The 25,991-nt window shown below is 63.6% G+C and carries 30 protein-coding genes and 1 tRNA gene; 22 read left to right on the top strand and 9 right to left on the bottom strand.

Annotation, left to right across the window (positions count from 1 at the left end; translation table 11 throughout):
* The first annotated feature begins 37 nt into the window (after positions 1-37).
* Complete coding sequence (locus tag KUL25_RS09700) at positions 38-802, top strand: transglutaminase-like domain-containing protein (protein WP_257892760.1); 765 nt, start codon at positions 38-40, stop codon at positions 800-802.
* Here the strand turns inward: KUL25_RS09700 and KUL25_RS09695 are convergent.
* The gene (locus tag KUL25_RS09695; protein WP_257892759.1) at positions 799-1,446 is read right to left on the bottom strand and encodes a glutathione S-transferase; all 648 of its coding nucleotides are present in this window, start codon (positions 1,444-1,446) and stop codon (positions 799-801) included. The two genes, KUL25_RS09700 and KUL25_RS09695, sit on opposite strands and share 4 nt — an antisense overlap.
* A gap of 194 nt (positions 1,447-1,640) precedes the next feature.
* Here KUL25_RS09695 and KUL25_RS09690 point away from each other — a divergent pair, with 194 nt between their 5' ends.
* From KUL25_RS09690 to KUL25_RS09635, 12 genes are all read left to right on the top strand, one after another.
* Positions 1,641-1,895 (top strand): hypothetical protein, encoded by a 255-nt coding sequence (locus KUL25_RS09690; RefSeq protein ID WP_257892758.1) that lies wholly within the window; start codon positions 1,641-1,643, stop codon positions 1,893-1,895.
* A 49-nt stretch (positions 1,896-1,944) separates the two neighbouring features.
* The gene (locus KUL25_RS09685) at positions 1,945-2,637 is read left to right on the top strand and encodes a Crp/Fnr family transcriptional regulator (RefSeq protein ID WP_257892757.1); all 693 of its coding nucleotides are present in this window, start codon (positions 1,945-1,947) and stop codon (positions 2,635-2,637) included.
* A 44-nt stretch (positions 2,638-2,681) separates the two neighbouring features.
* Positions 2,682-4,352 (top strand): ABC transporter ATP-binding protein/permease, encoded by a 1,671-nt coding sequence (locus tag KUL25_RS09680; RefSeq protein ID WP_257892756.1) that lies wholly within the window; start codon positions 2,682-2,684, stop codon positions 4,350-4,352.
* The gene (locus tag KUL25_RS09675; protein WP_257892755.1) at positions 4,349-5,947 is read left to right on the top strand and encodes an amino acid ABC transporter ATP-binding/permease protein; all 1,599 of its coding nucleotides are present in this window, start codon (positions 4,349-4,351) and stop codon (positions 5,945-5,947) included. The genes KUL25_RS09680 and KUL25_RS09675 overlap by 4 nt, the downstream gene beginning before the upstream one ends.
* 118 nt (positions 5,948-6,065) lie before the next feature.
* A complete protein-coding gene (locus KUL25_RS09670; RefSeq protein ID WP_257892754.1) occupies positions 6,066-7,733 on the top strand; it encodes a cytochrome ubiquinol oxidase subunit I in 1,668 nt (555 codons plus the stop codon).
* A 5-nt stretch (positions 7,734-7,738) separates the two neighbouring features.
* The gene (gene cydB, locus KUL25_RS09665) at positions 7,739-8,902 is read left to right on the top strand and encodes a cytochrome d ubiquinol oxidase subunit II (protein ID WP_257892753.1); all 1,164 of its coding nucleotides are present in this window, start codon (positions 7,739-7,741) and stop codon (positions 8,900-8,902) included.
* Positions 8,903-8,918: 16 nt separating this feature from the next.
* Positions 8,919-9,059 carry a cytochrome bd-I oxidase subunit CydX gene (cydX, locus tag KUL25_RS09660; protein WP_257892752.1) on the top strand — a complete coding sequence of 47 codons (141 nt, stop codon included), beginning with the start codon at positions 8,919-8,921 and terminating at the stop codon, positions 9,057-9,059.
* Between the two features lie 47 nt (positions 9,060-9,106).
* Positions 9,107-10,408, top strand: a complete 1,302-nt coding sequence (locus tag KUL25_RS09655) for an NAD(P)/FAD-dependent oxidoreductase (RefSeq protein WP_257892751.1) — start codon at positions 9,107-9,109, stop codon at positions 10,406-10,408.
* Between the two features lie 11 nt (positions 10,409-10,419).
* On the top strand, positions 10,420-10,791 hold the full coding sequence (locus KUL25_RS09650; protein WP_257892750.1) for a DUF5368 domain-containing protein: 372 nt from the start codon (positions 10,420-10,422) through the stop codon (positions 10,789-10,791).
* Positions 10,792-10,802: 11 nt separating this feature from the next.
* Positions 10,803-11,306, top strand: a complete 504-nt coding sequence (locus KUL25_RS09645) for a cytochrome b (protein ID WP_257892749.1) — start codon at positions 10,803-10,805, stop codon at positions 11,304-11,306.
* A gap of 46 nt (positions 11,307-11,352) precedes the next feature.
* Positions 11,353-11,583: a DUF2798 domain-containing protein gene (locus tag KUL25_RS09640; protein WP_257892748.1), complete on the top strand. Its 231-nt coding sequence runs from the start codon at positions 11,353-11,355 to the stop codon at positions 11,581-11,583.
* Between the two features lie 116 nt (positions 11,584-11,699).
* Entirely contained in the window at positions 11,700-12,134 is a 435-nt protein-coding gene (locus tag KUL25_RS09635; RefSeq protein ID WP_257892747.1) for a DsrE family protein, read from the top strand.
* Between the two features lie 53 nt (positions 12,135-12,187).
* Here the strand turns inward: KUL25_RS09635 and KUL25_RS09630 are convergent, their stop codons facing one another.
* Entirely contained in the window at positions 12,188-12,379 is a 192-nt protein-coding gene (locus tag KUL25_RS09630; RefSeq protein WP_068354296.1) for a CTP synthetase, read from the bottom strand.
* Positions 12,380-12,452: 73 nt separating this feature from the next.
* Entirely contained in the window at positions 12,453-13,382 is a 930-nt protein-coding gene (locus KUL25_RS09625; RefSeq protein ID WP_257892746.1) for a hydrogen peroxide-inducible genes activator, read from the bottom strand.
* Positions 13,383-13,483: 101 nt separating this feature from the next.
* On the opposite strand from KUL25_RS09625, the gene KUL25_RS09620 reads away from it, so the two are divergent.
* From KUL25_RS09620 to KUL25_RS09610, 3 genes are read left to right on the top strand one after another with little or no spacing between them, the layout of a single operon-like run.
* Positions 13,484-14,146, top strand: a complete 663-nt coding sequence (locus KUL25_RS09620; protein ID WP_257892745.1) for a peroxiredoxin — start codon at positions 13,484-13,486, stop codon at positions 14,144-14,146.
* A 35-nt stretch (positions 14,147-14,181) separates the two neighbouring features.
* A complete protein-coding gene (locus KUL25_RS09615; protein WP_257892744.1) occupies positions 14,182-14,856 on the top strand; it encodes a Crp/Fnr family transcriptional regulator in 675 nt (224 codons plus the stop codon).
* An 11-nt stretch (positions 14,857-14,867) separates the two neighbouring features.
* A complete protein-coding gene (locus KUL25_RS09610; RefSeq protein ID WP_257892743.1) occupies positions 14,868-15,491 on the top strand; it encodes a class I SAM-dependent methyltransferase in 624 nt (207 codons plus the stop codon).
* Between the two features lie 139 nt (positions 15,492-15,630).
* Here KUL25_RS09610 and KUL25_RS09605 read toward each other — a convergent pair.
* From KUL25_RS09605 to KUL25_RS09590, 4 genes are all read right to left on the bottom strand, one after another.
* Positions 15,631-15,718, bottom strand: a tRNA-Leu gene (locus KUL25_RS09605).
* A gap of 231 nt (positions 15,719-15,949) precedes the next feature.
* Complete coding sequence (locus tag KUL25_RS09600) at positions 15,950-16,489, bottom strand: adenine phosphoribosyltransferase (RefSeq protein ID WP_257892742.1); 540 nt, start codon at positions 16,487-16,489, stop codon at positions 15,950-15,952.
* A 27-nt stretch (positions 16,490-16,516) separates the two neighbouring features.
* Positions 16,517-17,212 (bottom strand): DUF2927 domain-containing protein, encoded by a 696-nt coding sequence (locus tag KUL25_RS09595; RefSeq protein ID WP_068354315.1) that lies wholly within the window; start codon positions 17,210-17,212, stop codon positions 16,517-16,519.
* A gap of 91 nt (positions 17,213-17,303) precedes the next feature.
* On the bottom strand, positions 17,304-17,780 hold the full coding sequence (locus KUL25_RS09590; RefSeq protein ID WP_257892741.1) for a GNAT family N-acetyltransferase: 477 nt from the start codon (positions 17,778-17,780) through the stop codon (positions 17,304-17,306).
* Between the two features lie 92 nt (positions 17,781-17,872).
* Here KUL25_RS09590 and KUL25_RS09585 point away from each other — a divergent pair, with 92 nt between their 5' ends.
* Entirely contained in the window at positions 17,873-18,481 is a 609-nt protein-coding gene (locus tag KUL25_RS09585; protein WP_257894838.1) for a flavin reductase family protein, read from the top strand.
* A 76-nt stretch (positions 18,482-18,557) separates the two neighbouring features.
* On the opposite strand, the gene KUL25_RS09580 is transcribed toward KUL25_RS09585, so the two are convergent.
* Positions 18,558-20,231 (bottom strand): SulP family inorganic anion transporter, encoded by a 1,674-nt coding sequence (locus KUL25_RS09580; RefSeq protein ID WP_257892740.1) that lies wholly within the window; start codon positions 20,229-20,231, stop codon positions 18,558-18,560.
* Between the two features lie 207 nt (positions 20,232-20,438).
* Between KUL25_RS09580 and KUL25_RS09575 the strand changes: the two genes are divergently transcribed.
* The 5 genes from KUL25_RS09575 to KUL25_RS09560 are packed head-to-tail and all read left to right on the top strand — an operon-like array spanning position 20,439 to position 23,733.
* On the top strand, positions 20,439-21,308 hold the full coding sequence (locus KUL25_RS09575) for an S-methyl-5'-thioadenosine phosphorylase (RefSeq protein ID WP_257892739.1): 870 nt from the start codon (positions 20,439-20,441) through the stop codon (positions 21,306-21,308).
* A 14-nt stretch (positions 21,309-21,322) separates the two neighbouring features.
* Positions 21,323-21,433, top strand: a complete 111-nt coding sequence (locus tag KUL25_RS21840) for an NAD-dependent epimerase/dehydratase family protein (RefSeq protein ID WP_345790967.1) — start codon at positions 21,323-21,325, stop codon at positions 21,431-21,433.
* A gap of 27 nt (positions 21,434-21,460) precedes the next feature.
* Positions 21,461-22,597 carry a DoxX-like family protein gene (locus KUL25_RS09570; RefSeq protein ID WP_257892738.1) on the top strand — a complete coding sequence of 379 codons (1,137 nt, stop codon included), beginning with the start codon at positions 21,461-21,463 and terminating at the stop codon, positions 22,595-22,597.
* Entirely contained in the window at positions 22,594-23,076 is a 483-nt protein-coding gene (locus tag KUL25_RS09565; RefSeq protein WP_257892737.1) for a DUF2269 domain-containing protein, read from the top strand. Before KUL25_RS09570 ends, KUL25_RS09565 begins: the two co-directional genes overlap by 4 nt.
* A gap of 30 nt (positions 23,077-23,106) precedes the next feature.
* Entirely contained in the window at positions 23,107-23,733 is a 627-nt protein-coding gene (locus KUL25_RS09560) for a LysE family translocator (protein WP_257892736.1), read from the top strand.
* Here KUL25_RS09560 and ptsP read toward each other — a convergent pair.
* Positions 23,730-25,973: a phosphoenolpyruvate--protein phosphotransferase gene (gene ptsP / locus KUL25_RS09555; RefSeq protein WP_257892735.1), complete on the bottom strand. Its 2,244-nt coding sequence runs from the start codon at positions 25,971-25,973 to the stop codon at positions 23,730-23,732. The genes KUL25_RS09560 and ptsP overlap by 4 nt on opposite strands.
* Positions 25,974-25,991 lie beyond the last annotated feature (18 nt).

Here is a 25,991-nt window from a genome sequence, read left to right as displayed (position 1 = left end):
CGATGGCGCCACGCGAGGGGCCATCATCCGGACCGCCATGCGCCTGAATATCGCCGTAGAGATCAAGAGCACCCTAAGCACCGGTGACGCCGCGCTGTTGATGGTGGAAGTGGCCCAACACGACGGCCAGAATGTCGTGGCATCTGAGCTGGTCGTCGATCAGGGCGAGGTGACGCGGGTCGAAGGGACCGGCATGGTCTGGGTGCGCGTGCCGGGCGAAACGCTTGATTTGCGCTACCATACCGCCGTCCAGATCGCCCGGTGCGAGACCGTGCTGGAAGGCAAAGCTTCGCCGTTGCTGGAAGCCCTTCCAGCCGAGGTCTTGCCGTTCCTTCGCCCATCCCGCTACTGCCCCTCTGATATGTTCACCGAGTTCACAGAGCAGCAATTCGGCGCGCTGGAGGGTGGCGCGAAGGTTGCCGCGATCCGCGACTGGATCGCACAGCATCTGAGCTATGTGCCTGGCAGCTCCTCCGGGGTGACCACAGCGATGGACACCTTTTGCACCCGCCAGGGGGTATGCCGTGACTTCACCCACTTGTTCTGTACCCTTGCGCGGGCAGCCCGGATCCCGGCGCGTTACGCGTCCGTCTATGGCGCCGACGTCGTGCCGCAGGATTTCCACGCCGTGGCGCAGGTTTGGCTGGAGGGTGAATGGCATCTTGTCGATGCCACACAGATGGGCGCCCCCCATGAGATGGCGTTGATCGCCACCGGGCGGGACGCGGCGGATGTCGCGTTCATGGAAACGGTCCAATGGGCAGAGCTTCACTTGCTTCGGGTCATGGTCCGCAAAGACTAGTCGTCTCTAGCGGGCCCAAACAGGACTGGTGAGTCCCCGGCCTGCCAAGGCGGGTGTTTGACCATGATCCGCTTGAACAACGGACCTTGCGTAAAGCCCTGCAACCAAGTGATCAGAAAGGGCCACGGCTGGGCCAGGAACCACGCGCGGTCGGTGTGTGCGAATTGGCGGACGAAAGGCCAGATCGCAAGGTCGGCAAGGGTCTGTCGGTCCCCCAGCAAGGCGGCGTGGTTTCGCAGGCGCGCTTCAAGGTGGTGCAGATGGTGGGACGCGCGCGCCCGCTCGGCCACCGGGTCCAGTTCCGGGTGCCGGGACGCGTATTTCGTATGATCCAGCGCGGTTTTGAACGGGCCGTCATTGGCCGCGATCAACTGCCAGCCATCTTCGGGCATCTCCAACAGCCCATGGGGATCATTCTGCTGCAACGCCCAAACCATGATGTCGAGGCTTTCGTCGAGAACCCGATCATGCAGGCGGAGGGCGGGAACGGTGGCGGATGGCGAGGTCTTGAGGAAGGCGTCTGGCTTGTCGCGAAGCAGGATCTCGCGCAGTTCAACCGTCGTGCCTGCCGACAGGATCGCTGCGCGCGCACGCATCGCGTAAGGGCAGCGCCGAAAGCTCCAGAGTGTCGGGGGAAGGGGCATGGGCGGGCCTCGTATTGCAGGGCGTGCTGCGTGAACGCGTCGGGATCAGCCGTGGGTTGACTGCATGGGGCAGCAAGAGGCGGCGATCATGCAGCGCCATCAGTAGATTCGCTACTCAAGTGCTTAGTGACGATGTCACCGACGATCCGCATGCGGTTGTGTCATCACATCCGTATAGAGTTTGGAGAATCGTCATGCACAGCTTTCGTTTGCTTCTGGCGGATACACGGTTGGCGCGTCAATTCCTTGCGTCGCTTGGGGCAGGGTTGCTGATCGCGATCTCGTGCGTGTCCTTGGCGTTTCAGGGACCGCACCGCGTTCAGTCCGGGCCGGGGCTTTGGAGCGTTGCCGCATACCTTTCCCTGCTTGTCACAATCGTGCCGGTCATCATTTTGAACCACCGGCATTTCGCAGGTCGCGCACACCTTCAGTCCGTTCCAGCTGAATGATGTGCAACACGCCTCCCGGCTCGAAAGAGCCGGGAGGACGGAGGACACGATGAACGCCCGAACAAGCCAAGGTGGCCCAAGTGATCGTCAGCATGCTCTGACGCAAACGATTATCGATGCGGGGGGCGTCATTCGCTCGGCTCCAGCGGGCGCAACCTCATTTCGGTGGCAGGGGCCGCCGCGTGCGTTCGTTTTTGTCCAGACAGGTAAGCTGTCGGTGCAGTTTCGAACCAAGGACCGGCAGGTGCCTTGGGCAGAATGCCGCGCGGGAAGCGGCCAGGACTGCATGCCGGTCACCGCGGCCATCCTGTCCGAGCGGCCGATTTCAGTCCGCGCCATTTGCATGGTGCCATCCACCTGGATCGAACTGTCACCGATGGCCTTGGTCCTTATGGTCCATGAACAGCCCGAGTTTCGGCACGCGCTTTTTGCAGGGCATGCTCGTCGGCTTCCGGCCTTTTTTGCAAGGCTTTCCACGAACAAGGGGCGTCGATTGGATCAGCGGATCGCGGATTGGCTGTTGAGCCACGCGCATGCCAACGAGGTCCGTGCAACGCATTCCGAAATCGCCACCGACCTGCTGACCGCGCGCGAGGTCGTTTCCCGAAAACTCAAGGACTTCGCGACGAAAGGGTGGATTGCCCAGCAGCGTGGGTGCATTCTGATCAAGGCGCCAGCAGCCCTTTCGCGTGTCTCAAGGGGCGTCTTTCCCATGTGCAGACCCGTTGCGATCAGCGCCTAGATCGCTTCAGGGTCCGATACCTCGAAGAAACGAGCAGTACGATCATGGTAGATGAAGAGGCGGGCGCAACACGCAACAGCCGCAACCGTGCGAAGGCGCGCATCATTGCGCCGGTCTACCCGCAGCTGCGCTTGGCGGGGTGGATGTCGCTTCTGGCGGGCGCCCTTTGGCCGGTGCAGGCCGCAGTCATCGCGTGGGCCGTTTCGGGATGGGCCGCAGGTCTTCCCACGATGGAGAGGGCTTGGCCTGCCGCTGCCGTTTTCGTGCTCTGCGCGATTTTGCGCGCGGGGCTCGAACACCGCTCTGGTGCGCTTCTCCATGAAGCTGCCGATCAGACGATTGCGCGCGAACGCGCCGTTTTGATCACGCGCGAAGCGCGATCCCCTTCAGACGAAGGCTCTGCCTCGATTGCTGCGTTGGTGGTGCAGAAATTGCCGCTGCTGCATCCTTGGATCACCCGCTACCACGTCGCGATGACGCGGGCGTCGGTTCTGCCGGTCTTCTTTCTGGTCCTGGCCTTTTCGCAGTCGTGGGTCGTCGGCTTGACGCTACTTGTGGCAGGCCCCTTGATCCCGGTCTTCATGGCATTGGTCGGCATGGCGGCCGAAGAGGCCGCGCGCCGCCAGATGGATGAGATCGCGACCATGAACGACATGGTGATGGATCGCTTGTCGGCCATGCTGGATATCCGGCTTCTGGGCGCCGCGGACCGGGCCGCCGAAGACTTCAGCGACCGCGCGGAAAGCCTGCGCAGCAAGACCATGGCCGTCCTGCGGATCGCGTTCCTGTCTTCCACGGTGTTGGAGCTGTTCTCGGCCCTGGGCGTGGCAATGGTCGCCGTTTTCGTGGGCTTCACGCTGTTGGGGGAGATCGACTTTGGGTCTTGGGGGGGGCGCCTGACACTGGGGCAGGGTCTGTTCCTGCTGTTGATCGCGCCCGAGTTCTTTCAGCCCCTGCGCGACCTTTCCGCCGCCTGGCATGACCGTGCGGCAGGTCTTGCCGTCGTGGCCGAACTGGATGCGCTGGATGGGGCGGATCGGGTCGCTTTCGTGGGGGACGGCCTGCCGTGCGCGGCGCTGGACGGGCCGATGGGTGTTGCGACCTGTGGGGTCGTTGTGGATCTTGGTCGTGCACCGGTGCACTTGCCGGATATCGCCATTGGCAAGGCTCAGACCCTTGCGCTGACGGGGCCAAGCGGCGTCGGCAAAAGCACCGCCCTTGCGGCGATTGCCGGTTTGGTGCCGCTGCATTCCGGGGCCATCAACGTGTGTCATCACCCGCTGACGGCAAAGACGGCCGACGCGTGGCGCGCGCGGATTGCCATGGTTCCCCAACGCCCCCATTTCCCCGATGAAACGCTTGGCGACTGGTTGGATACGCGCCAGACTGGGGCCGACCCCTGGCCCGCGCTACGGCTGGCAGACGCGGACGACATCGTGAAGCGGCTGCCCGAGGGTCTTGAAACGCGCCTTGGGGAAACCGGCGGCGGCGTGTCCGGCGGTGAGGCCCGCAGGCTTCTACTCGCCCGCGCCATCCATTCCGGCGCCGAGCTGATCCTGGCCGATGAACCGACGGCGGATCTGGACCCTGAAACCGCCGGCCGGATCATTGCGGCGCTGCACCGGATGCAAGCCCAAGGCCGGTCGATCATCGTGGCGACCCATGATCCGCAACTGGCAGCAGCAATGGACCAACAGGTGGAGGTGGGCCGATGAAACCCGTTCTCCACATCGTCCGCCTGATGGTCACCGCGGACCCCTGGGCCATGGCGCGGGGGGCGGCGCTGTCGATTCTTGTGATTGCCATGGGCGCGGCGCTTCTGGGCCTGTCGGGCTGGTTCATCACCGCCACCGGGCTGGCGGGCATCGCCGGGATCGGCATCGCCTTCGATGTATTCCGCCCCTCTGCCGGGGTGCGGTTCCTCGCCCTTGGGCGTGCGGCGGCGCGCTATGGCGAGCGGCTTCTGACCCATGATGCAACCCTGCGCGCCCTCGCTGCCCTGCGGGTCGTGTTGTTGCGCGGTTACGCAAGAGGGGATGCGAGGGATCTGATGCGACTGCGCGGGGAGGGGGCGCTGACGCGCATCGTCTCGGACGTGGACGCGCTGGACGGCTTGATCCTGCGGCTCGTGTTGCCCCTTCTGGCTGCGCTGCTCACGCATCTGATGGTGTTCCTGACTCTGGGCTGGCTCGTGGGATGGTCCGTCGCGGGCGTCATTCTTGCCGGGTATGTCCCTGCGGCTGCCGTCATCCTGCTGATCCTTGCCCGGCGCAGCATTCGACCCTCGTCCGAGGCCGAGGACGCCGGGCAACACCTGCGCCGGGGCGTCATCGACATGATGCGGGACCGCGATGCGTTGATCCTCGCGGCGCAATTGCCGCGTAAGGAAGACCGGTTGCAGGGCCTTGACGCGCAGGCGCGGGCCGCATCTTCCCGCCTTGACCGGGCCGAGCGCGACGCGGGGTTCGCGGTCTCGGTCCTTGTTGCTGTCGTGGCGATGGGCGCGTTCGTGGCCGGCGCGGCCTTGCTCAACAGCGGCGAGGTCGGCGCGGCGAATGCGATCATCGGATTGTTCGTGGCCCTGGCCCTGGCCGAAGCCGTGCTGCCGCTGCGACGCGGGGTCTCGGACCTTGGGCGCATGGTGGGCGCCGCCGGGCGCGTTGTGCCAGAGATTGCGGGCGAGGCCCTGCCTATCCCGGACGCCCCCGTCACGGATGGGCCGCTTCTGTCGCTGAACCGGGGGGGCCTCCAGTTAACGCTGCATGCGGGTCAGGCCGTTGTCGTGACGGCCGCGTCCGGTGCCGGGAAATCAACCCTGCTGATGCAGATCGCGGGTCTTGGTGACGATCAGGGCATCGAAATCATGGGAACCCGTCCCAGCCTTTGGCCCGAGGCCGCTTTGCGCGACGTGTTGACGGTTTTGCCGCAGCGCAGCGGGCTGATTGCCGGGTCCGTGCGTGACAACTTGTCACTCGGCGGTGCACTCAGCGATGACGCGCTGTGGTCCGCGCTCGATACTGTTGTGCTGGCCGATGACATTCGCGCGCGTGGCGGCCTTGAGGCAACGCTTGGCGAAGGGGGCGCCGGGTTGTCCGGCGGGCAGGCCCGCCGCTTGGCATTGGCCCGTACCTTATTGAAAAACCCGCAAATTCTGCTTCTGGATGAACCGACCGAGGGGCTGGATACCGACACGGCAGACAGGGTGCTGACCCGCGTGCGGCTGGCCCTTCCGGACACGTTGATCATCGCCGCCATGCACCGCGGTGCCGACCATCCGATTTTTGACCGCACCGTGGGATTGTCGGGCTGAATTGGTGACGATGTCACCGTCAAATTGATGAAACGCAATCAACAGTGCTGCGAAAGCACCAAGGTCCGAGTCGCCGAGATCGAGTCGTATCTGGTCGAAAGCAGAAGGAATTGCGCTTATGGATTTGGATATCGTCGAGCTTTCGCGCCTGCAATTTGCGATGACGGCCATGTATCATTTCCTCTTCGTGCCGTTGACGCTGGGTCTGTCGATCATCGTCGCGATCATGGAGACGGTCTATGTCATGACGGGCCGCCCGATCTGGCGGCAGATGACGAAGTTCTGGGGCACGCTTTTCGGGATCAACTTCGTCCTTGGCGTGGCCACCGGCATCACCATGGAATTCCAGTTCGGCATGAACTGGAGCTACTACAGCCACTACGTGGGCGACATCTTCGGCGCGCCGCTGGCCATCGAAGGCCTGATGGCCTTCTTTCTGGAAGCGACCTTCGTGGGCCTCTTCTTCTTCGGATGGGAAAAGCTCAGCCGCGTGCAACACCTTGTGGTGGCGTGGCTGGTGGCGATCGGGTCCAACTTCTCGGCCCTATGGATCCTGATCGCCAACGGCTGGATGCAGAACCCTGTGGGCGCTGAATTCAACCCCGACACGATGCGCATGGAAATGACGTCGTTCTTCGAGGTGCTGTTCAACGAGGTTGCGCAAGCCAAGTTCGTGCACACCGTCTCGGCGGGCTATGTGACCGCCGCGGTCTTCGTCCTTGGTGTTTCCGCGTGGTATCTGCTGAAGAACCGCCATGTGGAGCTTGCCCGCCGGTCGATCACGGTCGCGGCCTCGTTCGGGTTGGCGGCGGCTTTGTCCGTTGTCGTTCTGGGCGACGAATCCGGGTATTCGGCCAGCCACACCCAGCGCATGAAACTCGCCGCGATCGAGGCGATGTGGGAAACCGAACCGGCGCCGGCCTCCTTCACCCTCATCGGGTTCCCCGACCAGGAAGCGCGCGAAACGCATTACGCCGTGCATATCCCATGGGCCATGGGCCTGATCGGCACACGCTCGTTGAACGAGGAAATTCCGGGCATCGAGGAATTGGTGGAAGAAGCCCACGTTCGGGTTGAACGCGGCATCATCGCCTTTGACGCCTTGCAGACCATTCGCGACTTGAGAGACGACACGCCGGAAGAGGTCCGCGCGACGTTCGAGGCCCATTCCGGCGATCTGGGCTTTGCCTATCTGCTGCTGCGCTACGTCGACGATCCGCGCGACGCCACGCCCGAGCAGATCGCGCAGGCCGCAGAAGATACCGTGCCGACCGTGGCGCCGCTGTTCTGGGCGTTCCGCCTGATGGTGGGCCTTGGTTTCGCGTTCATCGCGGTGATGGCCTACTTCTTCTACCGCTCGTCCTTCAAAGGGCAGACCTATCCCCGCTGGGCCCTGTGGGCCGCCGTCTTCGCGATCCCGACCCCGTGGATCGCCGCGGAACTGGGGTGGTTCGTGGCCGAGTTCGGGCGACAGCCGTGGACAGTGGATGGTGTCCTGCCGACAGCCCTGTCGGCCAGCCACCTGAGCGTGGCGGATCTGTTGATAACGCTGGCGGGCTTCATGCTGTTCTACTCGATCCTCTTCATCGTCGAGATGGGCCTGATGCTGAAGTACATCCGCAAGGGTCCGTTCCAGGATGTCGAAGAGACCGAAGCCTGGGAAGCCCGTCACGAGCATCGTTTGCGCACCCATGACGGCAAGGGGCCCTTTGCCCCCGCCGGAGCGCGCGCCGCCTCTGCCGTGGACAATGTGATCCCCGGCGCCAATGCCACCCCTGCGGAGTAAACCCAATGATCCTTACTGAACTCATCGACTATGACATCTTGCGGATCATCTGGTGGGCGCTTCTGGGCGTGCTGCTGATCGGCTTCGCATTGACCGACGGCTTTGACATGGGGGTGGGCGCGCTTCTGCCCTTCGTGGCGAAGACGGATGTGGAACGCCGGGTGGCGATCAATACGGTCGGCCCGGTGTGGGAGGGGAACCAGGTTTGGTTCATCCTTGGCGGCGGTGCGATCTTCGCCGCCTGGCCACCGCTTTACGCGGTCAGCTTCTCGGGCTTCTACCTTGCCATGTTCGTGGTCCTCGCGGCCCTGATCGTGCGGCCCGTGGCGTTCAAGTACCGCTCCAAACGGGAAAGCACGACGTGGCGCAATAGCTGGGATTGGGCGTTGTTTGCAGGCGGCGCGGTGCCGGCCCTTTTGTTTGGCGTGGCCGTGGGCAACGTGCTTCTGGGCGTGCCGTTCCACCTGACCGACATGTTGATGCCGCGCTATGACGGCAACTTCGCGATGAAGTTCATTGGTCTCCTGCGGCCCTTCGCGCTGCTGGCCGGTGTCGTGTCCCTGTCCATGCTTTTGATGCATGGCGCGGCGTGGCTTGGCCTGAAATCCGAAGGCGTGGTGGCCGAGCGCGCCCGCCGCATCGGCACCGTCGCGGGCCTTGTGGCCATGGGCAGCTATGCCCTTGCGGGGCTGTGGCTGGCCGTCGGGATCGACGGCTTCGCGATCGTGGGGGAGGTTGTCACGGACGGCCCGTCCAACCCGCTCTACTCGGAAGTAGCGCGCGGCGGATCGTGGCTGTCGGCCTACGCCGATCGTCCGTGGATCATCCTCGCGCCCCTGATGGGTTTCGCCGGAATGGCCATGGCCGTGCGTGGCCTGATGGCCGGACGCGAGGTTTCCACGCTGCTCTGGTCCAAACTGGGCATCACTGGCGTGATCTCCTCCGTTGGCCTGACGATGTTCCCCTTCATCCTGCCCTCGACCGTCGATCCGAATTCATCCCTGACGGTGTGGGACGCGTCGTCCTCGCACCAGACGCTGTTCATCATGCTGGTGGTCACGGCGATCTTCATGCCGCTGATCCTGATGTACACGGCATGGGTCTACAAAGTGCTGTGGGGCAAGGTCACCGAGGCCGACGTCACCGGCAATTCCGACAGCGTTTATTGAGAAAGGACACGGATCAATGTGGTATTTTGCTTGGCTTTTGGGCCTCCCGCTTGCGGCCGTTTTCGCGGTGTTGAACGCCATGTGGCTGGAAATGCAGCGCGACCGCAAACTCACGGAAATGGATGATGCGCCGGCACCGGCTGCCATCGGGGAATAGGGACAAGCGGGGATGCCGGTTTTCGCGGCCCCGCAGGAGGAATGACAATGGACAGAAGACAATTTCTGACGGCGGCCGTGGCCAGCGGTGCAGCAGCATCGGTGATCGTTGCCGAAGGTGCTGCGCAGGTGCAGCCCATCCAGACATCGGCGCGGATCGTGATCATCGGGGCAGGGGCGGCGGGGACGGCGCTGGCCAACCGATTGGTGCGGCGGCTTGAGGGTGCCGAAATCACGATCATCGATCCACGGTCCAATCACCTCTATCAACCGGGGCTGACCCTTGTGGCGGCAGGTCTGAAACCTGCCAACTACGTGGTGTCCGACAACAGCACCTGGTTGCCCGGTGACATCACGTATCTGACCGAACGGGTGGCGGCGGTGGATGCCGAGGCAAAGACAGTCTCGACCGAAAGCGGCGAGACACTGGGGTACGACTGGCTGGTCGTGGCACCGGGTTTGATCCTTGATCATGACGCCATCGACGGCTTCAGCCTTGATATGGTCGGCGAAAACGGCATCGGCGCGCTTTACGCGGGGCCGGAATATGCCGCCCGTACTTGGGCGGCGGCCAGCCGCTACACGGAAGAGGGCGGCACGGGTCTGTTCACCCGCCCCGCGACCGAGATGAAATGCGCGGGCGCGCCGCTCAAGCACACCTTCCTGATCGACGATATCGCGCGCCGGGCGGGCAATGCGGGCCAGATGAACATCGTCTACGCCGCGCCGCAGGGCGCGCTCTTCGGTGTGCCCATTGTGGCGGAAAAGGTGCGGATGTTGTTCGAGGATCGCGGCGTCGACACGCTGATGAACCGCACGCTCACCGCCATCGATGCAGGCGCCAAGCGTGCGACCTTCGCCGTGGATGGCGGCACCGAAGAGGTGGATTTCGACTACATCCATGTCATCCCGCCCCAACGCGCGCCCGAATTCGTGCGTCAATCGGGCCTGTCATGGGCCGACCGCTGGACCGATCAGGGCTGGGTCGAATGTGACATGCAAACCCTGCGCCACCTGCGATATCCCGAGATCTTCGCGCTTGGCGACGTGGCGGGCGTGCCCAAGGGCAAGACCGCCGCGTCGGTCAAATGGCAGGTGCCCGTGGTCGAAGATCATCTTGTCGCCGCCATCGAGGGCCGCGAAGGAACCGCCACCTACGACGGCTACACCTCCTGTCCGATGATCACCCGCATCGGCCGCGCGATGCTGGTGGAGTTTGATTACAACAACAACCTTGTCCCGTCCTTTCCCGGCATCATCGCGCCGCTGGAAGAGCTGTGGATCAGCTGGTTGATGAAGGAAGTGGCGCTCAAGGCCACGTATAACGCCATGCTGCGCGGCCGGGCATAGGAGGGAAGACCATGCAAGATCTTACATTCGGAACCATGATTGCCGTTTTCGAGGAAATCTTCGGGCGCGGTCTCTTCTGGGCCATGGTTGTGGCCGCCGTTCTGGTCACGCTGGGGTATCTGTTCGTGCTGATCCGCGACCGCTCGGTCAGTTGGCGCAAGTTCCTCTATGCGCAATTGTCGATGCCTGTGGGCGCGGTCTTGGCCGTGTGGTTCGTGATGGTGATGACGCATTCCCATGTCTCGGACATTGGCGGTCCCGTTGACGTGATCGTGCTTCTGGGCATCGCGGTGATGGGCGCTGTGGGCATGGCGATCCTTGTCTATACGCTCGAGTCGCTGCTCGGATCCCGGCGTACGACGCAATCCTCCAACGACAGCTGAAAGGCCAGAAAATGTCCAACGTGTCGGCCTATTCCGCCAGCCAAGTGCGCTTGCACTGGATCATCGTGATCCTGTTGGCAGGGCAATATCTGTTCCACGAAGGGATCGCGGATGCGTGGGATGCGCGCATTGATGGCACGATCCCGAACGAGCCGTTTCTGAACCCCCATGCCATCGTTGGCATCCTGATCTTGCTGCTCACCCTTTGGCGCGTTGGCCTTCGCTTGCGCCGGGGTGCGCCAGCCTTGCCCAAGGAAGAGCCGCAAGCTCTGAAGATCGTGGCCAAGATCACCCATCTGGCGTTCTACGTGCTGCTGATTGGCATGCCGATTTCGGGCGCGTTGGCCTGGGTGGCGGGGCTGGAGTTGCCCGCCGAAGCCCACGAGGTGGCCGCGAAGGTCATGCTGGCGCTGATTGTGCTGCATATTGCGGGGGCTCTGGTGCAGCAATTCGTGCTCAAGACCGGGGTGATGGAGCGGATGTCGCCACGGCGCATGCTCAAACGAGGCGGCTGACACTGCACGCCCGACCCGCCCCTTCCAAAACCGTCAAGGAAAGAAAATGCGACCCTTCATCCCGCGTCCGCTCGAGCATATCGCCTTCGGTCTTCTGCTCTCGTGCTTCATGTCCCTGCTTATCTCAGGGGTTTCGACATTCCTTGCAGCCGGAATGGGGCCGGGTTTCGTCGGCAACTGGCTATCTGCATGGCTCTCGTCTTGGGCCATCGCCTTTCCGAGCGTTCTGGTCGTGGCTCCTTTCGTGCGCCGCGTGCTGCACAAGATGGTGGTGTAGGAAGCTCACTAACGCACAGGGCGGCGCGTTTCGCCCTGGCGATCGCCCGATGGATGCGGCTGGGAACAAGCGCACCGCGCCCCCGAAATCAATTCTGAACCCAAAAGAGAAGATCCATGAAGAAACGCATGCTCTCAACGGTGCTTGTCGCCGCCACGGCTGTTGGTGTTTGTGCGCAAGAGGCGACCAGCGTGGTAACTGTCGTCACCTCGCCCGATCCGCAGACGCAATTGATGTCGATGGTGCTGACGATGGCCGCCGCGCAGCAAGGGGCGGAGGCCCATATCCTCCTGTGCGGCCCGGCGGGCGATCTGGCCCTGCGCGATGCGCCTGAAAGTGCCACGGCGGGCCAGCCGCCCCGTGACATGAGCCCGCAAGGCCTGATGCAGATGATCCGCGAGAATACCGGCGCAACGGTTGATGTCTGCGCGATCTACTTACTGGGCCGGGGCGAAGATGCCTCGGTCCTTCTGGATGGCATCGGCGTGGCCGAGCCCGGCGCGATGGCAGCCCGATTGATGGCCCCAGAAGCGCGTGTGCTCAGCTTTTGATGCGTGGAAATGGGCCAAGTCGATCCGTTTCGGTTTGGCCCAACCTCACCCGCTCAAGCTTGCTTGGCGCCGGTGATCATCTTGGCCACGGCGTAGCTTGCTGGAAGGGCCACCAGAAATCCTGCGGCCGAGGCGATCAGGATCGGAACAAGCGTATCGTATCCGGCCACAAGCGAGATCACGACGGCGCTGCCCGCAAGGGATGGGCCGACGACCGAGTAAAGAATTGCTGCCAACTTGAACATGGCGAACCTCCAGAATCTAACTCCTACGTGGTAGAAGTTTCCGGGCTGCGCGACCTTGATCTATATCAGATTTTCAGAGGTCGGAGGGCGCAATCGGGCTTGTTTCCCGCAATCCGGCGCGCGCGGCGATCAAGCTTTGGCCAATCTTGTGAAACAGGTCCGCATCGGGAGAGCTTTTGCGCCACGCAAGGGCCACGTCGCGCGGGCGGGCACCCCGGATATCGCCCAGGTGCAATTTGTGCCCCTTGGACAGCCCCGCATCCACCGCCAGCTTCGGCAGCATGGTGATCCCAAGGTCCTCTTCCACCATCGCCACCAGCGTCGACAGACTGGTGGCCGAAAAGGTTTGGTCCTCGTCCAGATTGATGCCATCAAGACTAGACAGCGCATGTCGTTGCAAACAATGCCCCTTTTCCAGCAGCAACAGATGGCGATTGGCCAGATCCTCGCCCTCCACGATGTCTCGATTGCCCAGTGGATGATCATGGGGTGTGGCCAGCCAATAGCCGTCGGAAAACAGAACCTCGGTTTCGATTTGCGCGGGCAGCGGATGGGGTAGGGCGATCAGAAGCAGATCAAGGCGGCCTTCCATCAGGCCATCGACCAGCGCGTCGGTCAGCTCTTCGCGCAAATAGAACTTGGTGTCGGGCAACGCGTTGCGCAGCAACGGCATCGCCCGGGGCATCAGGAAGGGCCCGACTGTGGGGATCGTGCCCAAGCGAATGCTGGTGACACCGGCATTGCGTTCGCGCTGCGCCAGGTTTTCGAAATCCTGAACCTCGGCCAGGATACCGCGGGCCCGGTCGGCCAGGTCACGCCCCAGGGGCGTCATCATAAAGCTATGCTTGGTGCGTTCGGCGACTTGAACGCCAAGCCGCGCCTCAAGTTCTTTCAACCCGGTCGACAGCGTCGACTGGGTTATGTTGCACAGGTCTGCGGCGCGAGAGAAATTCTGCGCCTCATCCAAGGCAGCAAGAAATCTGAGTTGGCGGAGTGTCGTCATCTGTAATCGGTTTATTGAATGACCAGAATAGATACAATCAATTTCCAGGATCATGACGCGGAGTCTATGCCTACCTCATCCCTTTAACAAAGAGGCACGTCATGAACGCACATGTAGCCCCCACCGCCGAAACCGCCGCCCCCTTTCCCCGCATGAACGAGCCGGCCCCAGCCTTCGACGCCCTGACGACAAACGGGCGCAAGACGCTGGAAGACTACAAAGGCAAATGGCTGATCCTGTTTTCGCATCCGGCTGACTTCACCCCGGTTTGCACCACGGAATTCATGGCCTTCGCCAACCGCGCCGACGAATTTGCCGCCCTCGACACACAACTTCTGGGCCTTTCGATTGACAGTCACTACGCCCATATTTCTTGGATGCGGTCGATCAAGGACAGCTTCGGCGTCGAGATTCCCTTCCCGATCATTGCCGACCTAGACATGAAAGTGGCGCAGGCCTACGGGATGATCCAGCCCGGCGCGTCTGACACACAAGCGGTGCGCGCGACCTTCGTGATCGACCCCGAAGGCATCCTGCGGGCAATGGTCTACTATCCCATGACGAATGGTCGCTCTGTCGACGAATTCGTGCGTCTTGTCAAAGCGTTGCGCACGTCGGATACCCACAGCGTGGCGACACCTGAGAACTGGCACCCGGGCCAGGACGTGATCGTGCCCACGCCGCAGACCGCCGACGCGGCAGAGGCGCGCATGTCGGAGGGGTATGACACCAAAGATTGGTATTTTTCGACCAAATCCCTCTGAATGACGTAAACGCACTGCCCGCAAGGAAGAAGCGAATGAAAGAGACATGGATCGATAACTTCAAAGGACTGAAGCGGTTGCCGGAAGACATCCGGGCAGAACTGGTGGCGGGCAGCAAGATCATCTCGGTCCCCGCCGGGGTCGAGATCTTCGCGCCCGGTCAAACCGCCGATAACCTGTGGCTTCTGTTGGATGGCACCGTGAAGGTTCAGCAGCGTTCCGAGACGGGCCGAGAGGTTTTCCTCTACCGCGTTCATGCCGGGGAAAGCTGCGTCCTGACGACCGCCTGCATGTTGGCGTTCGAAGATTACGCGGCAGAAGGCACGTCCGAGACCGCAGTCAAAGCCGTGGCGATCCCGCGCCGCACCTTCGACGATCTTGTCGCCAAGTCTCCGGTGTTTCGCGAGTTCGTCTTCACCGCCTATTCGCGCCGGATCACGGATCTGTTCACGCTGATCGATGACATCGTTTTCCAACGCATGGATGTCCGCCTCGCCTCACGTTTGTTGGAGCTTGCGGATGCAGACGATGTGGTCCACGCGACCCACGCCGTTCTGGGGTCCGAGCTTGGAACCGCACGCGAGGTGATCTCGCGAACGCTGGCGGAATTTCAGCGCCGCGATTGGGTCGCGCAGTCTCGGGGGGAGGTGCGTTTGATCAACAAGGATGGTCTGGGGCGGTTGGTCAAATCCGCCGGGGCGCAATCGTAGGTGGTTCAGACATGACCAGGGGAGCCGCGTTCTGGGACCGCGTCGCGCGGCGGTACGCCGAAATGCAGATGCGCAACCCAGAGACCTATGAGCACACGCTGGATCTTGTTCGGGAACACCTGCGCCCGGGCGACCGGGTGCTTGAACTGGGATGCGGGACGGGCACGACTGCGTTAAGGTTGGCGGATGCCGTCGAGCGATATGTAGCGAGTGACTATTCCGCTGAAATGATAACGATTGCAGGGGAAAGACGTTCAAAGGCCGGGGTGGAGAACCTTGATCTGTGTGTCGGGCAGCCCTGCGATGGGTCTCTGCCCGAGGGACCTTTTGACGCTATCCTTGCCTTCAACCTGCTGCATCTTTTGCCCAACAGACGACAGGCCTTTGCGGACGTCGCGCAACACCTGCGTCCGGGCGGTCTGTTCATCTCCAAAACGCCCTGTCTGGGGGGCGTATACCGCGTCTTCCAACCCTTGGTCTCGGCGCTTCGCCTGTTGGGAAAAGCGCCGGATTTCAACTTCCTGACGCCCGCGCGCCTGGAGCGCGAGATCCGCATGGCAGGGTTCGACATCATCGCCGCCGGGGACTACCCCAAGCGCCCACCGCGCCGCTTTATCGTCGCCAGAAAGGGCTGAAGATCGTTCTGAGCGCGCGCGGGCCTCACGTAGTGCAAAGCGCGGCAGGCCAAGACAGGACTGGGGAAGGCGAAAGGATAAACCGGCAAGCGCACGAACGCGCTCAAAAAGGCCAAAGGCCGGTCGCGCAAATTGAACGTGGTGCGGGCGGCGGGACTCGAACCCGCACGGGCACAAGGCCCAACAGATTTTAAGTCTGGTATGTCTACCAATTCCATCACGCCCGCAGCGACCATAGCCCTATCGGGATGGGGCGGGGATGACAATGGAGCAGGGAGGCCGGGTCAGGGCTGCACGCCCCGGATTGGGGTCAGGACGTGCAGCTACTGGATACAACAAGCACAAAAGCGCGCCAAATACGCGGCGATGTACGAGTGTTAGGAAATGATCCTTAACGTAAGGTTAACCTGCGGGCGCCAATACAGAATTTTCACCATTGGGGCCGGATCGTGGCCTTTTCAATGGCCCTCGTAGACGCAAATCGCGTGGACGGGCACGCCCATCGCCTCAACCTTCGTGCGCCCCCCAAGATCCGGCAAGTCGATCACGAACGCGCAGCCAATGACCTCAGCGCCCAAGCGTTCGATCAGCTTGATGCCGGCCTCGGCGGTGCCGCCGGTGGCCAGAAGGTCATCGACGATCAGGACCTTATCGCCCGGTTGCACGGCGTCGTCATGGATCTCGACCACGGCCTCACCGTATTCCAGCGTATAGGCTTGCTCGATCGTGGCGGCGGGAAGCTTGCCCTTCTTGCGCACGGGCACGAAGCCCTTGGACAGTTGATGAGCCACCGCCCCCCCTAGAATGAAGCCGCGCGCCTCAAGGCCCGCGACGGCGTCGATGGTCTCGCCCACGAAAGGCGACAGCAACTGGTCCACCGCCAGACGGAACCCGCGCGGGTCCTGAAACAGGGTCGTGACGTCCCGAAACATGATCCCCTCGTGGGGGAAGTCGGGGATCGTGCGGATGTAATCCTGCACGGTTTTCTGGGCGATCATGGCGGCTTCGGGCCCTTTCGGATGGGGTTAATTGGTTTCGCGCTCGGGCACGCCGGGGCGGGGATAATGGCGGCGCAGGGCGCTGGCGTCCTGGCCGCGCAGGCGAGTCATGGAATTTCCATTCTCGGCAAAGATCGACAGCTCATAGGCGGGCGAGGCGATATCGGTGACAAGCCCCAATGATTGGACCAGCTCCTCAAGGATAACCGAGGCAATCTCGCGCCGCCGGATATCCTGGCTGATGGCAATGGTCGCGGCAACGATGTCCTGGCCGCGCGACCGGATCGCAACGCGTCCGATCGCGATGGAAGAGCCGTCAAGCTCTTCCACACCGGTGCCGATGATCGTCCCGCCTTGGGGCGTGTCCACGAGATAGAAGGGAATATCCATCTCGCCCTCATAGACGCGTTCCAGAAACAGGTGGGCGCCCGCGCCGTTGATTTCAGCGATGGCGGCGTCGATGGCGGCATCCACGATGTCGAAGCGGTAGTCGCGGAAGCTGTCGGCAGTGCTTGCAATGCCGACGCGTAGGGCAAGGCGGCGGTCTTCGGGCCAGTAGATCAGCGGCTTGGCGCATTCGCCGCCGGGGCGGGCGGCGCAGGCCACCAGCCGATAGAAAGCTTCGTCCGAGATGATATCGGGAACGGCGATGAATTCCTGCGCGTGAGAGGCGCGCGGGAAGGGAAGGCCGACAAGCAGAAGAACGACAACAACACGCCACATACGCTGTTGATGGCAAGGGCCGCGCGGGGGATCAAGCGCGCATGCCACTTTGGCGCAAACCTGTTGCGCGGGCGCATGGTCTTGGCGGGCGCTATCCGCCCCAGCGGGTGACGTTCCCGGTGACGTCTGCCCAGTCGCCATAACCCAACACGCGGGCCGGGTTGGTGGGCGGGGGCATGGCAACGCCGGCAAGCCGGGTGAAGCCGAATTTTTCGTAGTAGGGCGCGTCGCCGACCAACAGAATACGCTGCCAGCCCCTGATGCGCGCCGCCTCCAGCCCCGCGTTCATCAACAGCCCGCCCAAGCCTTCGCCTTGCCGCGTGGGGTGGACCGCGATGGGGCCAAGCAACAGCGCCTCGGACCGGCCCACGCGCACGGGCCAGAATCGCACCGCGCCCGAGACGATTTGCAGATCGTCGCGCGCCACGAGGCAAAGGCCCGCCACGGGCGGCACACCATCGCGCAGCCTGTACGAGCTGAGCGCCTCTCGCCCCGGTGCAAAGCAGGTGTCGTAAAGGGCCTCGACCTCGGGGCCGTCGTCCAGTTTTTCTTGGGAAAGCGTGTACATGCTTGGCCCGGTCCGCTCCTCTAGCTCTGGCGCCCGGCGTAGCACGAGGCTAGGTCTTTGCCAAACCACACGAATTCATGCGAGGCTTCCCGATGTATTACCGCCCCGAAGACGGCCACGGCCTGCCGCACAACCCTTTCAATGCCATCGTCTCCCCCCGCCCCATTGGCTGGATCTCGACGCGCGGGACGGGAGGGGGCGACAACCTTGCACCCTATTCGTTCTTCAACGCGGTGGCCTACGAGCCGCCGCAAGTGATGTTCTCCTCCACCTCTGCCAAGGCCGACCGGGGCGACACGAAGGATTCCGTCGCCAACATCCGAGAGACCGGCGTTTTCTGCGTGAACATCGTCGAATATGCGGCCCGCGACGCGATGAACGAGACGTCCGGGCCCTGGCCCGCAACGGAAGATGAGTTCATGCGCGCCGGGATCGAGCGCGCGGATTGCACCGAAATCGCGTGTTCGCGCGTGGCGGGGGCCCCGGCCAACCTGGAATGTCGCGTGACTCAGATCGTGAAGCTGGAAGGGGCCCATAACTTCGCCGTCTTTGGCGAGGTCGTGGGCGTGCATATCCGCGAGGATTGCCTGGTCGACGGTATGTTCGACGTGACCCGGTTCCACCCGCTGTCCCGGATGGGCTACCGCGACTATGCGGTCATCCGCGAGGTCTTCGCGCTGAACCGTCCCGGAGAAAAATAGGCGTTTGCGCTGGCGGCGCCTGCGGGACGCTCCGCGGGGAGTTTTTCTGGCAAGATGAAAGGGAGGGCCACGCGTCTTAGTGGTCCCCCAGGATCCCCGTGCGCACGGAATAATCGGTGGCGATCTCGTAATCCGGGTCATCGTCGCTATCGACCACAAGGTGGCCTGCCTTGGTCAGAAGGGCGTGGCAATCCCGTGTCAGGTGTCGAAGCATGATCCTTTTGCCCGCGGCCTCATATCGCCCCGCCACAGCCTCGATGGCCTGCAACGCGGATTGGTCGGCCACCCGGCTTCCGTTGAAATCGACGATCACGGTGTCCGGGTCGTTCTCCACATCGAAGAGCTCCATGAACCCGTCCGAGGAGCCGAAGAACAGCGGCCCCTGGATCTCATAGACCTTCGCGCCTTGCTCGGTCGTGCTGTCGCGCGTGATCGCATGGATGCGTTTGGCATTCTGCCAGGCATAGGCGAGGGCCGAGACGATGACGCCCACGACGACGGCGGTGGCAAGGTCCGTGGCGACGGTCACGACGGTCACGAGGATGATCACGAAGGCGTCGGTCAGCGGTACCTTGAACAGGATTGTCAGGGAGTTCCACGCAAACGTCCCGATCACCACCATGAACATGACGCCCACCAGTGCGGCCAGTGGGATCTGTTCGATGATCGGCGCACCCACCAGGATGAAAGACAGAAGAAACAGGGCAGCCACGATGCCTGCCACCCGCGTGCGCGCGCCGGATTTCACGTTGATCATGGATTGGCCGATCATCGCGCAACCGCCCATGCCGCCGAAAAAGCCCGTGACGGTGTTGGCCACGCCTTGCGCCACACATTCCTGCGACGCGCCGCCTTTCTCGCCGGTGATCTCGCCGACGAGGTTGAGGGTCAGCAGGCTTTCGATAAGGCCGATGGCCGCAAGGATGCCCGCGTAAGGCGCGATGATCCAGAAGGTCTCCCAGGTGAAGGGGGCGAGGAAATCGCCGTAGATACCCGGGATTTCCCCACCGCTGAAGCTGAAGGGGACGTGGAACGCCGGGAAGCCGCCGGAAATTTCAGCCAAATCGCCCACCCGTGGCACGTCGATGCCGAAGATTAGCACGATGGCCGCCGTGATCCCGATGCCAGCCAGCGGCGCGGGGACGGTGGTGGTGAGTTTGGGTAGCGCCCAGATGATCGCCATGGTCAGTACCACGAGGCCCAGCATCATCGCCATCTCTGCGCCTTGCAACCATTCGCCACTGGCCATGCCGTGGCCCGATGCCTCGGCGCTGCCGGGCACCTGGAATTGCCCCAATTGCGCCAGGAAAATCACGATCGCCAGCCCGTTGACGAAGCCCAACATAACCGGATGCGGGACAAGGCGGATGAACTTGCCCCATTTCATCACCCCGACCCCGATCTGGATCAGCCCCATCAGGATGACGGTGGCAAAGAGGTATTCCACCCCGTGCAACGCCACGAGGCTGACCATCACGACGGCCAAAGCGCCCGTCGCCCCCGAGATCATGCCGGGACGACCACCGATGACGGCGGTGATCAGGCCGACGATGAAGGCCGCGTAAAGGCCCACCAGTGGGTTCACCCCCGCGACGAAGGCAAACGCCACGGCTTCCGGCACAAGGGCCAGCGCGACGGTCAGACCTGCAAGCACCTCGATCCGCATGCGGCCAATGCCCCACCCGTGGCCCATGTTGGACAACTCGGGCGATAGACGGCTTTTTGCGGCCTGCAGAAGGATGCGGGACATGGGGACCTCACGTAGGTTCGGGAATTTTATATCAGCGCCGCAGGGCAGCGCTCGGTTAGCGCTCCCCTACGCCCACGGGCGCGGTAAGTCACGGGATAGTTGCAAGATGACGATCCGGGGCGTTGCGAAAACCCCACGTCAGGCGCGGCCGTTGCATCGCCGCGCGCCTGGTGCGACGGTACGGACATTAGCATAAGGGAGGGGGTAATGACCCGGCATTTGGCAATCATCGGCGGCTCGGGCCTCTACCAGATCGACGGGTTGAAGGACGCGACCTGGGCTGCGGTTCAAAGCCCGTTCGGCGCGCCCTCGGACGAGATCCTGACCGGACGGATCGACACCACGACCGTGTCGTTCCTGCCCCGCCACGGCCGAGGCCACGTTCACACGCCGACTTCCATTCCCTACCGCGCCAATATCGACGCGCTCAAGCGCATCGGTGTGACCGATGTGGTGGCGGTGTCCGCTTGTGGATCGTTCCAAGAGCATATGGAACCGGGCGATTTCGTCATCGTGGATCAGTTCATCGATCGCACCTTCGCCCGCGAAAAGTCGTTCTTCGGCACCGGGTGTGTCGCCCATGTCTCGGTTGCGCATCCGGTCTGCCCGGTGCTCTCTGCCACGGCCCGCGATGCAGCTAAGGCCACTGGCGTGACGGTCCATGATGGCGGCACCTATCTGGCCATGGAGGGCCCGCAGTTCTCTTCCATGGCCGAAAGCAGGATGTACCGCGCATGGGGCTGCGACGTGATCGGCATGACCAACATGCCCGAGGCGAAATTGGCCCGAGAGGCAGAGCTTTGTTACGCCTCTGTCGCGATGATCACTGACTTTGACAGCTGGCACCCGGACCACGGCGCCGTCGATATCAGCCAGATCATCGAAACGTTGCACGGCAATGCAGCGGCCGCGCGCGCCATGGTCAAGGGCATCGCCCAGGCGCTGTCAGGGGACAAGCCGCTTTGCGCGGCGGGCTGCGATCGTGCGTTGGAGCACGCGATCATGACGTCGCCCGAGGCGCGAGACCCGGACGTGATGGCGCGGCTTGATGCGGTCGCGGGCCGGGTCCTGCCGTGAGGCCCGATCCTGCCGTGAATCCCGATTCTGGCGTAAGAGAGGTGCTGGTCCTTGGGGCCGACGGCTTCATCGGTCGCCACATCGCGTTTCATCTGCGCGCCGAGGGGTGGGATGTCCTCGCCTAGGCCCGCCGCACGTCACGGCTGGCTCGGATGGGCTTTGCGACTTTCACCGCTGATCTGAGCGACCCCAAGTCCCACGCCCCCAAATTCTGGAAAGACGCGGCCTCGGGTCGGGTGGTGGTGAATGCGGCGGGGCTTCTGACAGCTTCAGAGGCGCGGTTTCGGGCCGTCCACGTCGACGCGCCGCTCGCCGCCTACACCCATGCCGAGGGGGGTGTCCTGAGCTCTGCCGTGGGGATCGAGGCCGACACGCCCTTCGCCCGCTGGCGGCGCAAGGGGGAGGGGGTCGCGCATGAGGCCAGCCTCACGATCCTGCGTCCGGGATTTGTGATGGCCGACACCTCCTATGGCGGCACGTCGCTGTTGCGAGGCCTTGCCACTTTGCCCTTTGGCACGCCGATGATTGGCGATGGCAGCCAGATGTTCAACCCGATCCATGCCGCGGATCTGGCGCGGGTCGTCGCCGAATGTCTTCAGGCCCCGCCAGGCCCCGGGCCTTGGGATATCGGGGGTCCCACCCACATCACCCAAGCGCACCTGTTGCAAGGCCTGCGCGGCTGGTTCGGTCTGCCGGAAACCCGCGCGGTGCCGATGTCGAAACCCCTCGCCAATGCGGGCGGTGCGGTGGGCGACGCGTTGAACATGGGCCCGATCTCGCGCACGGCGGTGTCGCAGATCAGTCACGGGGTGGAGGCGGATGAAGGCCCCTTGATGGCCCGTCTCAAGACGCGGCCGCGCGGCGTCGATCAGTTTCTCACCGCACGGCCGGCGGGTACGCAAGACCTGTGGCACGCGCGCCTGTTCCTGTTGCGTCCGATGATCCGACTGACCCTTGCGTTGCTGTGGTTGATGTCTGGCCTGCTTGGGCTGTTCCTGCCTGCCGACCAATTCCTTCCGATGACGGCGCATCTGCCCGCGCCCGATTGGGTCTGGATCGCCCTCGCGCGCGGAGGTGGCCTTGCGGATCTGGCGATTGCGCTTGCGTTGGCGCGCAACTGGCGGCCCCGGGTCACGGGGGCGGCGCAGCTTGCGCTTGTCGGCGGCTACACACTTGCATTCACCCTGATCGCGCCCGCCTTGTGGCTGCTGCCCCTTGGGGGGCTCTTGAAGAACTTGCCGATTCTCATGCTGATCGCCGTCTGGCTGGTGCTGGAGGACGAGCGGTGAGCATTGACCCCTACCTGCTGGCCAAATGGCTGCATATTCTCAGCTCGACCGTGTTGTTCGGGACCGGCATCGGCACCGCGTTCCAGATGGTGTGGGCCATGCGTCGGGCTGACCCGCATCAGGTGCACGGCGTCGCGTCGGGGCTGGTCATCGCCGATTGGCTGTTCACCACGCCCGCGGGCCTTATCCAACCTGCAACGGGGCTGTGGCTGGTCTGGCTTGCGGGATGGTCCCTGACCGAGCCCTGGTTGCTGCTGACCTATGGCCTCTACGCGCTGGCGTTCGTATGTTGGGCGCCGGTCGTGCATTTGCAGATCCGCATCCGGGACCTCGCGGCGCAGACTGCTTGCCGGGGCACGGCCCTCCCGCCCGAGGCGCATCGCGCCTTTCGGATATGGTTCGCCCTGGGCTGGCCTGCCTTCATTGCCCTGACGGTTATCTTCTGGCTGATGGTGACAAAGCCGCCGCTCTGGGGCTAACTCGGCCACACCTTTGTTCGGAGCCCCGCGATGCCCTTTGAGACCTGGCTGACCTTCGTCGCCGCCTCCACCGTTTTGCTGCTGATCCCCGGCCCGACGATCCTATTGGTGCTGAGTTATGCGATCAGCCAGGGCCGCCGCGTGGCGGTATCCACGGCGGCGGGCGTCGCGGTGGGCGACCTGGTGGCCATGACCGCGTCGCTGGCGGGGCTTGGCGCGTTGGTGATGGCCTCGGCCACCTTGTTCACCGCGCTCAAATGGGTCGGCGCGGTCTACCTGGTCTATCTTGGCGTGAAGATGATCCTCTCGGCGCAACATGCGGATTTCGCCTTGCCTGCGACGGGCGGCGTCACGGCGCGTCGTACCTTCACCCATGCTGCCGCCGTTACGGCGCTCAACCCCAAATCCATCGCGTTTTTCATTGCGTTCGTGCCGCAGTTCATCGCGCCCGAAGCGCCGCTTCTGCCGCAATTCGCGATCCTGATCGCGACGTTTGTCAGCCTCGCCACGATCAACGCACTCATTTACGCGCTGCTGGCGGGCAGCCTGCGCGACCGCCTGTCGCGGCCCGGCATCATCGCCTGGCTGACCCGAGCGGGCGGTGCGACGCTGATCGGGATGGGGATCCTGACGGCCACCTTGCGGCGCAGCAGCTAGGCCTGCCGCTTCAGCCAGTCCATCACGGCCCCGCGAACGGATTGTGCACCGGTGCCGCGCGCCTCGGTGATCACGCTGCGCGCTTCCCTCAGGTCCACGCGGCGCAACAGCGACTTCACCGGTCCGATCGAGGCCGGGCGCATCGACAGGTTGCGCAGGCCCATGGCCGCGAAACACACCGCCTCTACGGGGCGGCCCGCGTCCTCGCCGCAGAAACTCAGCGGCGTGTCCGCCTCGGCGCAGCGGTGCACGATCTGCTCCAGAAAGGTGAGATACGAGATGTTCAACGTGTCATAGCGGCGGCGGACGCGCTCATTCTCGCGGTCGGCGGCGAAGAAGAACTGCTTCAGGTCGTTGCCGCCGATAGAGATGAAATCGGCCATCTCGAAGAACTGGTGCGGCGCAAACGCCAGCGAGGGCGTCTCCAGCATCGCGCCCACTTGCAGATCCGAGGGCAGCACGTGGCCCAAGGCCGCTTCGCGGTCCATCTCGCGCATCAAATGGTCGCGCGCGGCGGTGAATTCGTCAAACTGCGCGATGAACGGGAACATCACCGACAGGGGCCGCCCGTTCGCGGCCCGGATCAGCGCCTGCAACTGCATCCGCATGACGCCGGGCTTGTCGAGACCAACGCGGATCGCGCGCCACCCCAGCGCGGGGTTCGGCTCATCCTGGGGCTTCATGTAGGGCAGCACCTTGTCGGACCCGATGTCGAGTGTCCGAAAGATCACCCGCTTGTCGCCCGCGGCGTCCATCACCCTTGCATAAAGCTGTGCCAACTCACCCCGACGCGGCACGCGGGCGCGGGTGAGGAATTGCAGCTCCGTCCGGAACAGGCCCACGCCCTCGGCCCCCGAAGAGGGCAGGGACGGCAGATCGGCCATGAGGCCCGCGTTCATTTGCAGCGACACCGTCGTGCCGCACAAGGACGTCGCGGGCTTGTCGCGGATGGAGGCATAGCGTTCCTGCGCTTCGGCCTGCATCGCCAGTTTGTCGCGGAAGGCGGAGGCGACCGTATCCTCGGGGCGCAGGTGCACGATGCCCTGATCGCCATCGACAAGGATCGGATCGCCGTTCAGGGCCTCGGTGCTGATACGCTTGGCGTGGATCACCAGCGGGATCGCCAGCGCCCGCGCCACGATGGCGGCGTGGGACCCGACCGAGCCTTCTTCCAGCACGATGCCCTTCAGGCGTCGGCCATAGTCCAGCAATTCGGCGGGGCCGATGTTTCGAGCCACCAGCACGGGGTCCATCGGCATCTCGGCACCGGTGTTGTTGCCTTGACCGGTCAGCAGGCGCAGAAGACGGTTCGACAGGTCATCGAGATCATGCAGCCGTTCGCGCAGGTAGGCGTCAGGCACCGTCTCCATCCGCGCACGGGCAGAAGATTGCTCTTTCTCCACCGCCGCCTCTGCCGAAAGGCCCCGCTCGATGTCTTCCTCCATCCGCCGCATCCAACCGCGTGACCGGGCGAACATGCGGTAGGCTTCCAGCACTTCGGCCTGATCCTTGTCGCCCTTGCCCGCATGGGTCAGCATCTGGTCGATATCGGTGCGCAACTGGTCCACGGCCTCGTTCAGGCGCACCCGTTCGACGGCGGGATCATCGGCCACAGGGTTGGTCACGACCACGCGCGGTTCATGGAGCCAGACATGGCCCATCGCGGCGCCTTCCTGCGCGGTGCCGCCCTTGAACATCACCTGGTTGGTGTGGCGCGCCGACAGCGCCGCACCTTCGCCGACGAAGACGCCCAACTCGGTCATCTCGGCGATGACCATGGCCACGACCTCGATGGCGTAGACCTCATCTTCGGAATACTGGCGCTCGTCCTTGGACTGGACCACCAGCACGCCCAAGAGCTCCCCCAACCGCTGGATCGGCACCCCGAGGAACGAGGAATAGGCCTCTTCCCCCGTCTCCGGCATGTAGCGAAAGCCCTTCTCTGCGGGGGCGTTGGCGGTGTTGATCGGGCGTGCCTGGCGGGCGACGCGGCCCACGAGGCCCTCGCCGATCCGCATCCGGGTAACGTGGACGGCCTCCGGTGACAGACCCTGCGTGGCGCAAAGCTCCAGCGTTTCCGCGTCGCGCAGCAGATAGATAGAGCACACCTCTGTCTTCATCGAATCCGCAATCAGATGCGTGATTCGATCCAGACGTTCCTGACCCGCCGCGGCCTCTGCCATGACGGCCTGCAAACGTGATAACAGCTTGCGGCTTTCGCTTTCTGAAGTCTCGGCCATGTGTCCCCGCACCGGCCG

It is taken from the genome of Gymnodinialimonas phycosphaerae (assembly GCF_019195455.1).
GTDB lineage: Bacteria > Pseudomonadota > Alphaproteobacteria > Rhodobacterales > Rhodobacteraceae > Gymnodinialimonas > Gymnodinialimonas phycosphaerae.
Note: the sequence above shows the minus strand (reverse complement) of the source record. Positions and strands in the feature narration are given on the sequence as shown.

What these genes read in the sequence shown, in the direction of transcription:
- KUL25_RS09615 (WP_257892744.1), top strand. Translation starts at nt 14,182, where the DNA reads ATGAAAGAGACATGGATCGATAACTTCAAAGGACTGAAGCGGTTGCCG.
- KUL25_RS09630 (WP_068354296.1), bottom strand. Translation starts at nt 12,379, where the DNA reads ATGTTCAAGTTGGCAGCAATTCTTTACTCGGTCGTCGGCCCATCCCTT.
- KUL25_RS09620 (WP_257892745.1), top strand. Translation starts at nt 13,484, where the DNA reads ATGAACGCACATGTAGCCCCCACCGCCGAAACCGCCGCCCCCTTTCCC.
- KUL25_RS09655 (WP_257892751.1), top strand. Translation starts at nt 9,107, where the DNA reads ATGGACAGAAGACAATTTCTGACGGCGGCCGTGGCCAGCGGTGCAGCA.
- KUL25_RS09570 (WP_257892738.1), top strand. Translation starts at nt 21,461, where the DNA reads ATGGGCTTTGCGACTTTCACCGCTGATCTGAGCGACCCCAAGTCCCAC.
- KUL25_RS09675 (WP_257892755.1), top strand. Translation starts at nt 4,349, where the DNA reads ATGAAACCCGTTCTCCACATCGTCCGCCTGATGGTCACCGCGGACCCC.
- KUL25_RS09580 (WP_257892740.1), bottom strand. Translation starts at nt 20,231, where the DNA reads ATGTCCCGCATCCTTCTGCAGGCCGCAAAAAGCCGTCTATCGCCCGAG.
- ptsP (WP_257892735.1), bottom strand. Translation starts at nt 25,973, where the DNA reads ATGGCCGAGACTTCAGAAAGCGAAAGCCGCAAGCTGTTATCACGTTTG.
- KUL25_RS09685 (WP_257892757.1), top strand. Translation starts at nt 1,945, where the DNA reads ATGAACGCCCGAACAAGCCAAGGTGGCCCAAGTGATCGTCAGCATGCT.
- cydB (WP_257892753.1), top strand. Translation starts at nt 7,739, where the DNA reads ATGATCCTTACTGAACTCATCGACTATGACATCTTGCGGATCATCTGG.
- KUL25_RS09690 (WP_257892758.1), top strand. Translation starts at nt 1,641, where the DNA reads ATGCACAGCTTTCGTTTGCTTCTGGCGGATACACGGTTGGCGCGTCAA.
- KUL25_RS09670 (WP_257892754.1), top strand. Translation starts at nt 6,066, where the DNA reads ATGGATTTGGATATCGTCGAGCTTTCGCGCCTGCAATTTGCGATGACG.
- KUL25_RS09645 (WP_257892749.1), top strand. Translation starts at nt 10,803, where the DNA reads ATGTCCAACGTGTCGGCCTATTCCGCCAGCCAAGTGCGCTTGCACTGG.
- KUL25_RS09650 (WP_257892750.1), top strand. Translation starts at nt 10,420, where the DNA reads ATGCAAGATCTTACATTCGGAACCATGATTGCCGTTTTCGAGGAAATC.
- KUL25_RS09700 (WP_257892760.1), top strand. Translation starts at nt 38, where the DNA reads ATGCGCCTGAATATCGCCGTAGAGATCAAGAGCACCCTAAGCACCGGT.
- KUL25_RS09610 (WP_257892743.1), top strand. Translation starts at nt 14,868, where the DNA reads ATGACCAGGGGAGCCGCGTTCTGGGACCGCGTCGCGCGGCGGTACGCC.
- KUL25_RS09695 (WP_257892759.1), bottom strand. Translation starts at nt 1,446, where the DNA reads ATGCCCCTTCCCCCGACACTCTGGAGCTTTCGGCGCTGCCCTTACGCG.
- KUL25_RS09590 (WP_257892741.1), bottom strand. Translation starts at nt 17,780, where the DNA reads ATGTACACGCTTTCCCAAGAAAAACTGGACGACGGCCCCGAGGTCGAG.
- KUL25_RS09575 (WP_257892739.1), top strand. Translation starts at nt 20,439, where the DNA reads ATGACCCGGCATTTGGCAATCATCGGCGGCTCGGGCCTCTACCAGATC.
- KUL25_RS09560 (WP_257892736.1), top strand. Translation starts at nt 23,107, where the DNA reads ATGCCCTTTGAGACCTGGCTGACCTTCGTCGCCGCCTCCACCGTTTTG.
- KUL25_RS09625 (WP_257892746.1), bottom strand. Translation starts at nt 13,382, where the DNA reads ATGACGACACTCCGCCAACTCAGATTTCTTGCTGCCTTGGATGAGGCG.
- KUL25_RS09585 (WP_257894838.1), top strand. Translation starts at nt 17,873, where the DNA reads ATGTATTACCGCCCCGAAGACGGCCACGGCCTGCCGCACAACCCTTTC.
- KUL25_RS09595 (WP_068354315.1), bottom strand. Translation starts at nt 17,212, where the DNA reads ATGTGGCGTGTTGTTGTCGTTCTTCTGCTTGTCGGCCTTCCCTTCCCG.
- KUL25_RS09635 (WP_257892747.1), top strand. Translation starts at nt 11,700, where the DNA reads ATGAAGAAACGCATGCTCTCAACGGTGCTTGTCGCCGCCACGGCTGTT.
- cydX (WP_257892752.1), top strand. Translation starts at nt 8,919, where the DNA reads ATGTGGTATTTTGCTTGGCTTTTGGGCCTCCCGCTTGCGGCCGTTTTC.
- KUL25_RS09680 (WP_257892756.1), top strand. Translation starts at nt 2,682, where the DNA reads ATGGTAGATGAAGAGGCGGGCGCAACACGCAACAGCCGCAACCGTGCG.
- KUL25_RS09600 (WP_257892742.1), bottom strand. Translation starts at nt 16,489, where the DNA reads ATGATCGCCCAGAAAACCGTGCAGGATTACATCCGCACGATCCCCGAC.
- KUL25_RS09640 (WP_257892748.1), top strand. Translation starts at nt 11,353, where the DNA reads ATGCGACCCTTCATCCCGCGTCCGCTCGAGCATATCGCCTTCGGTCTT.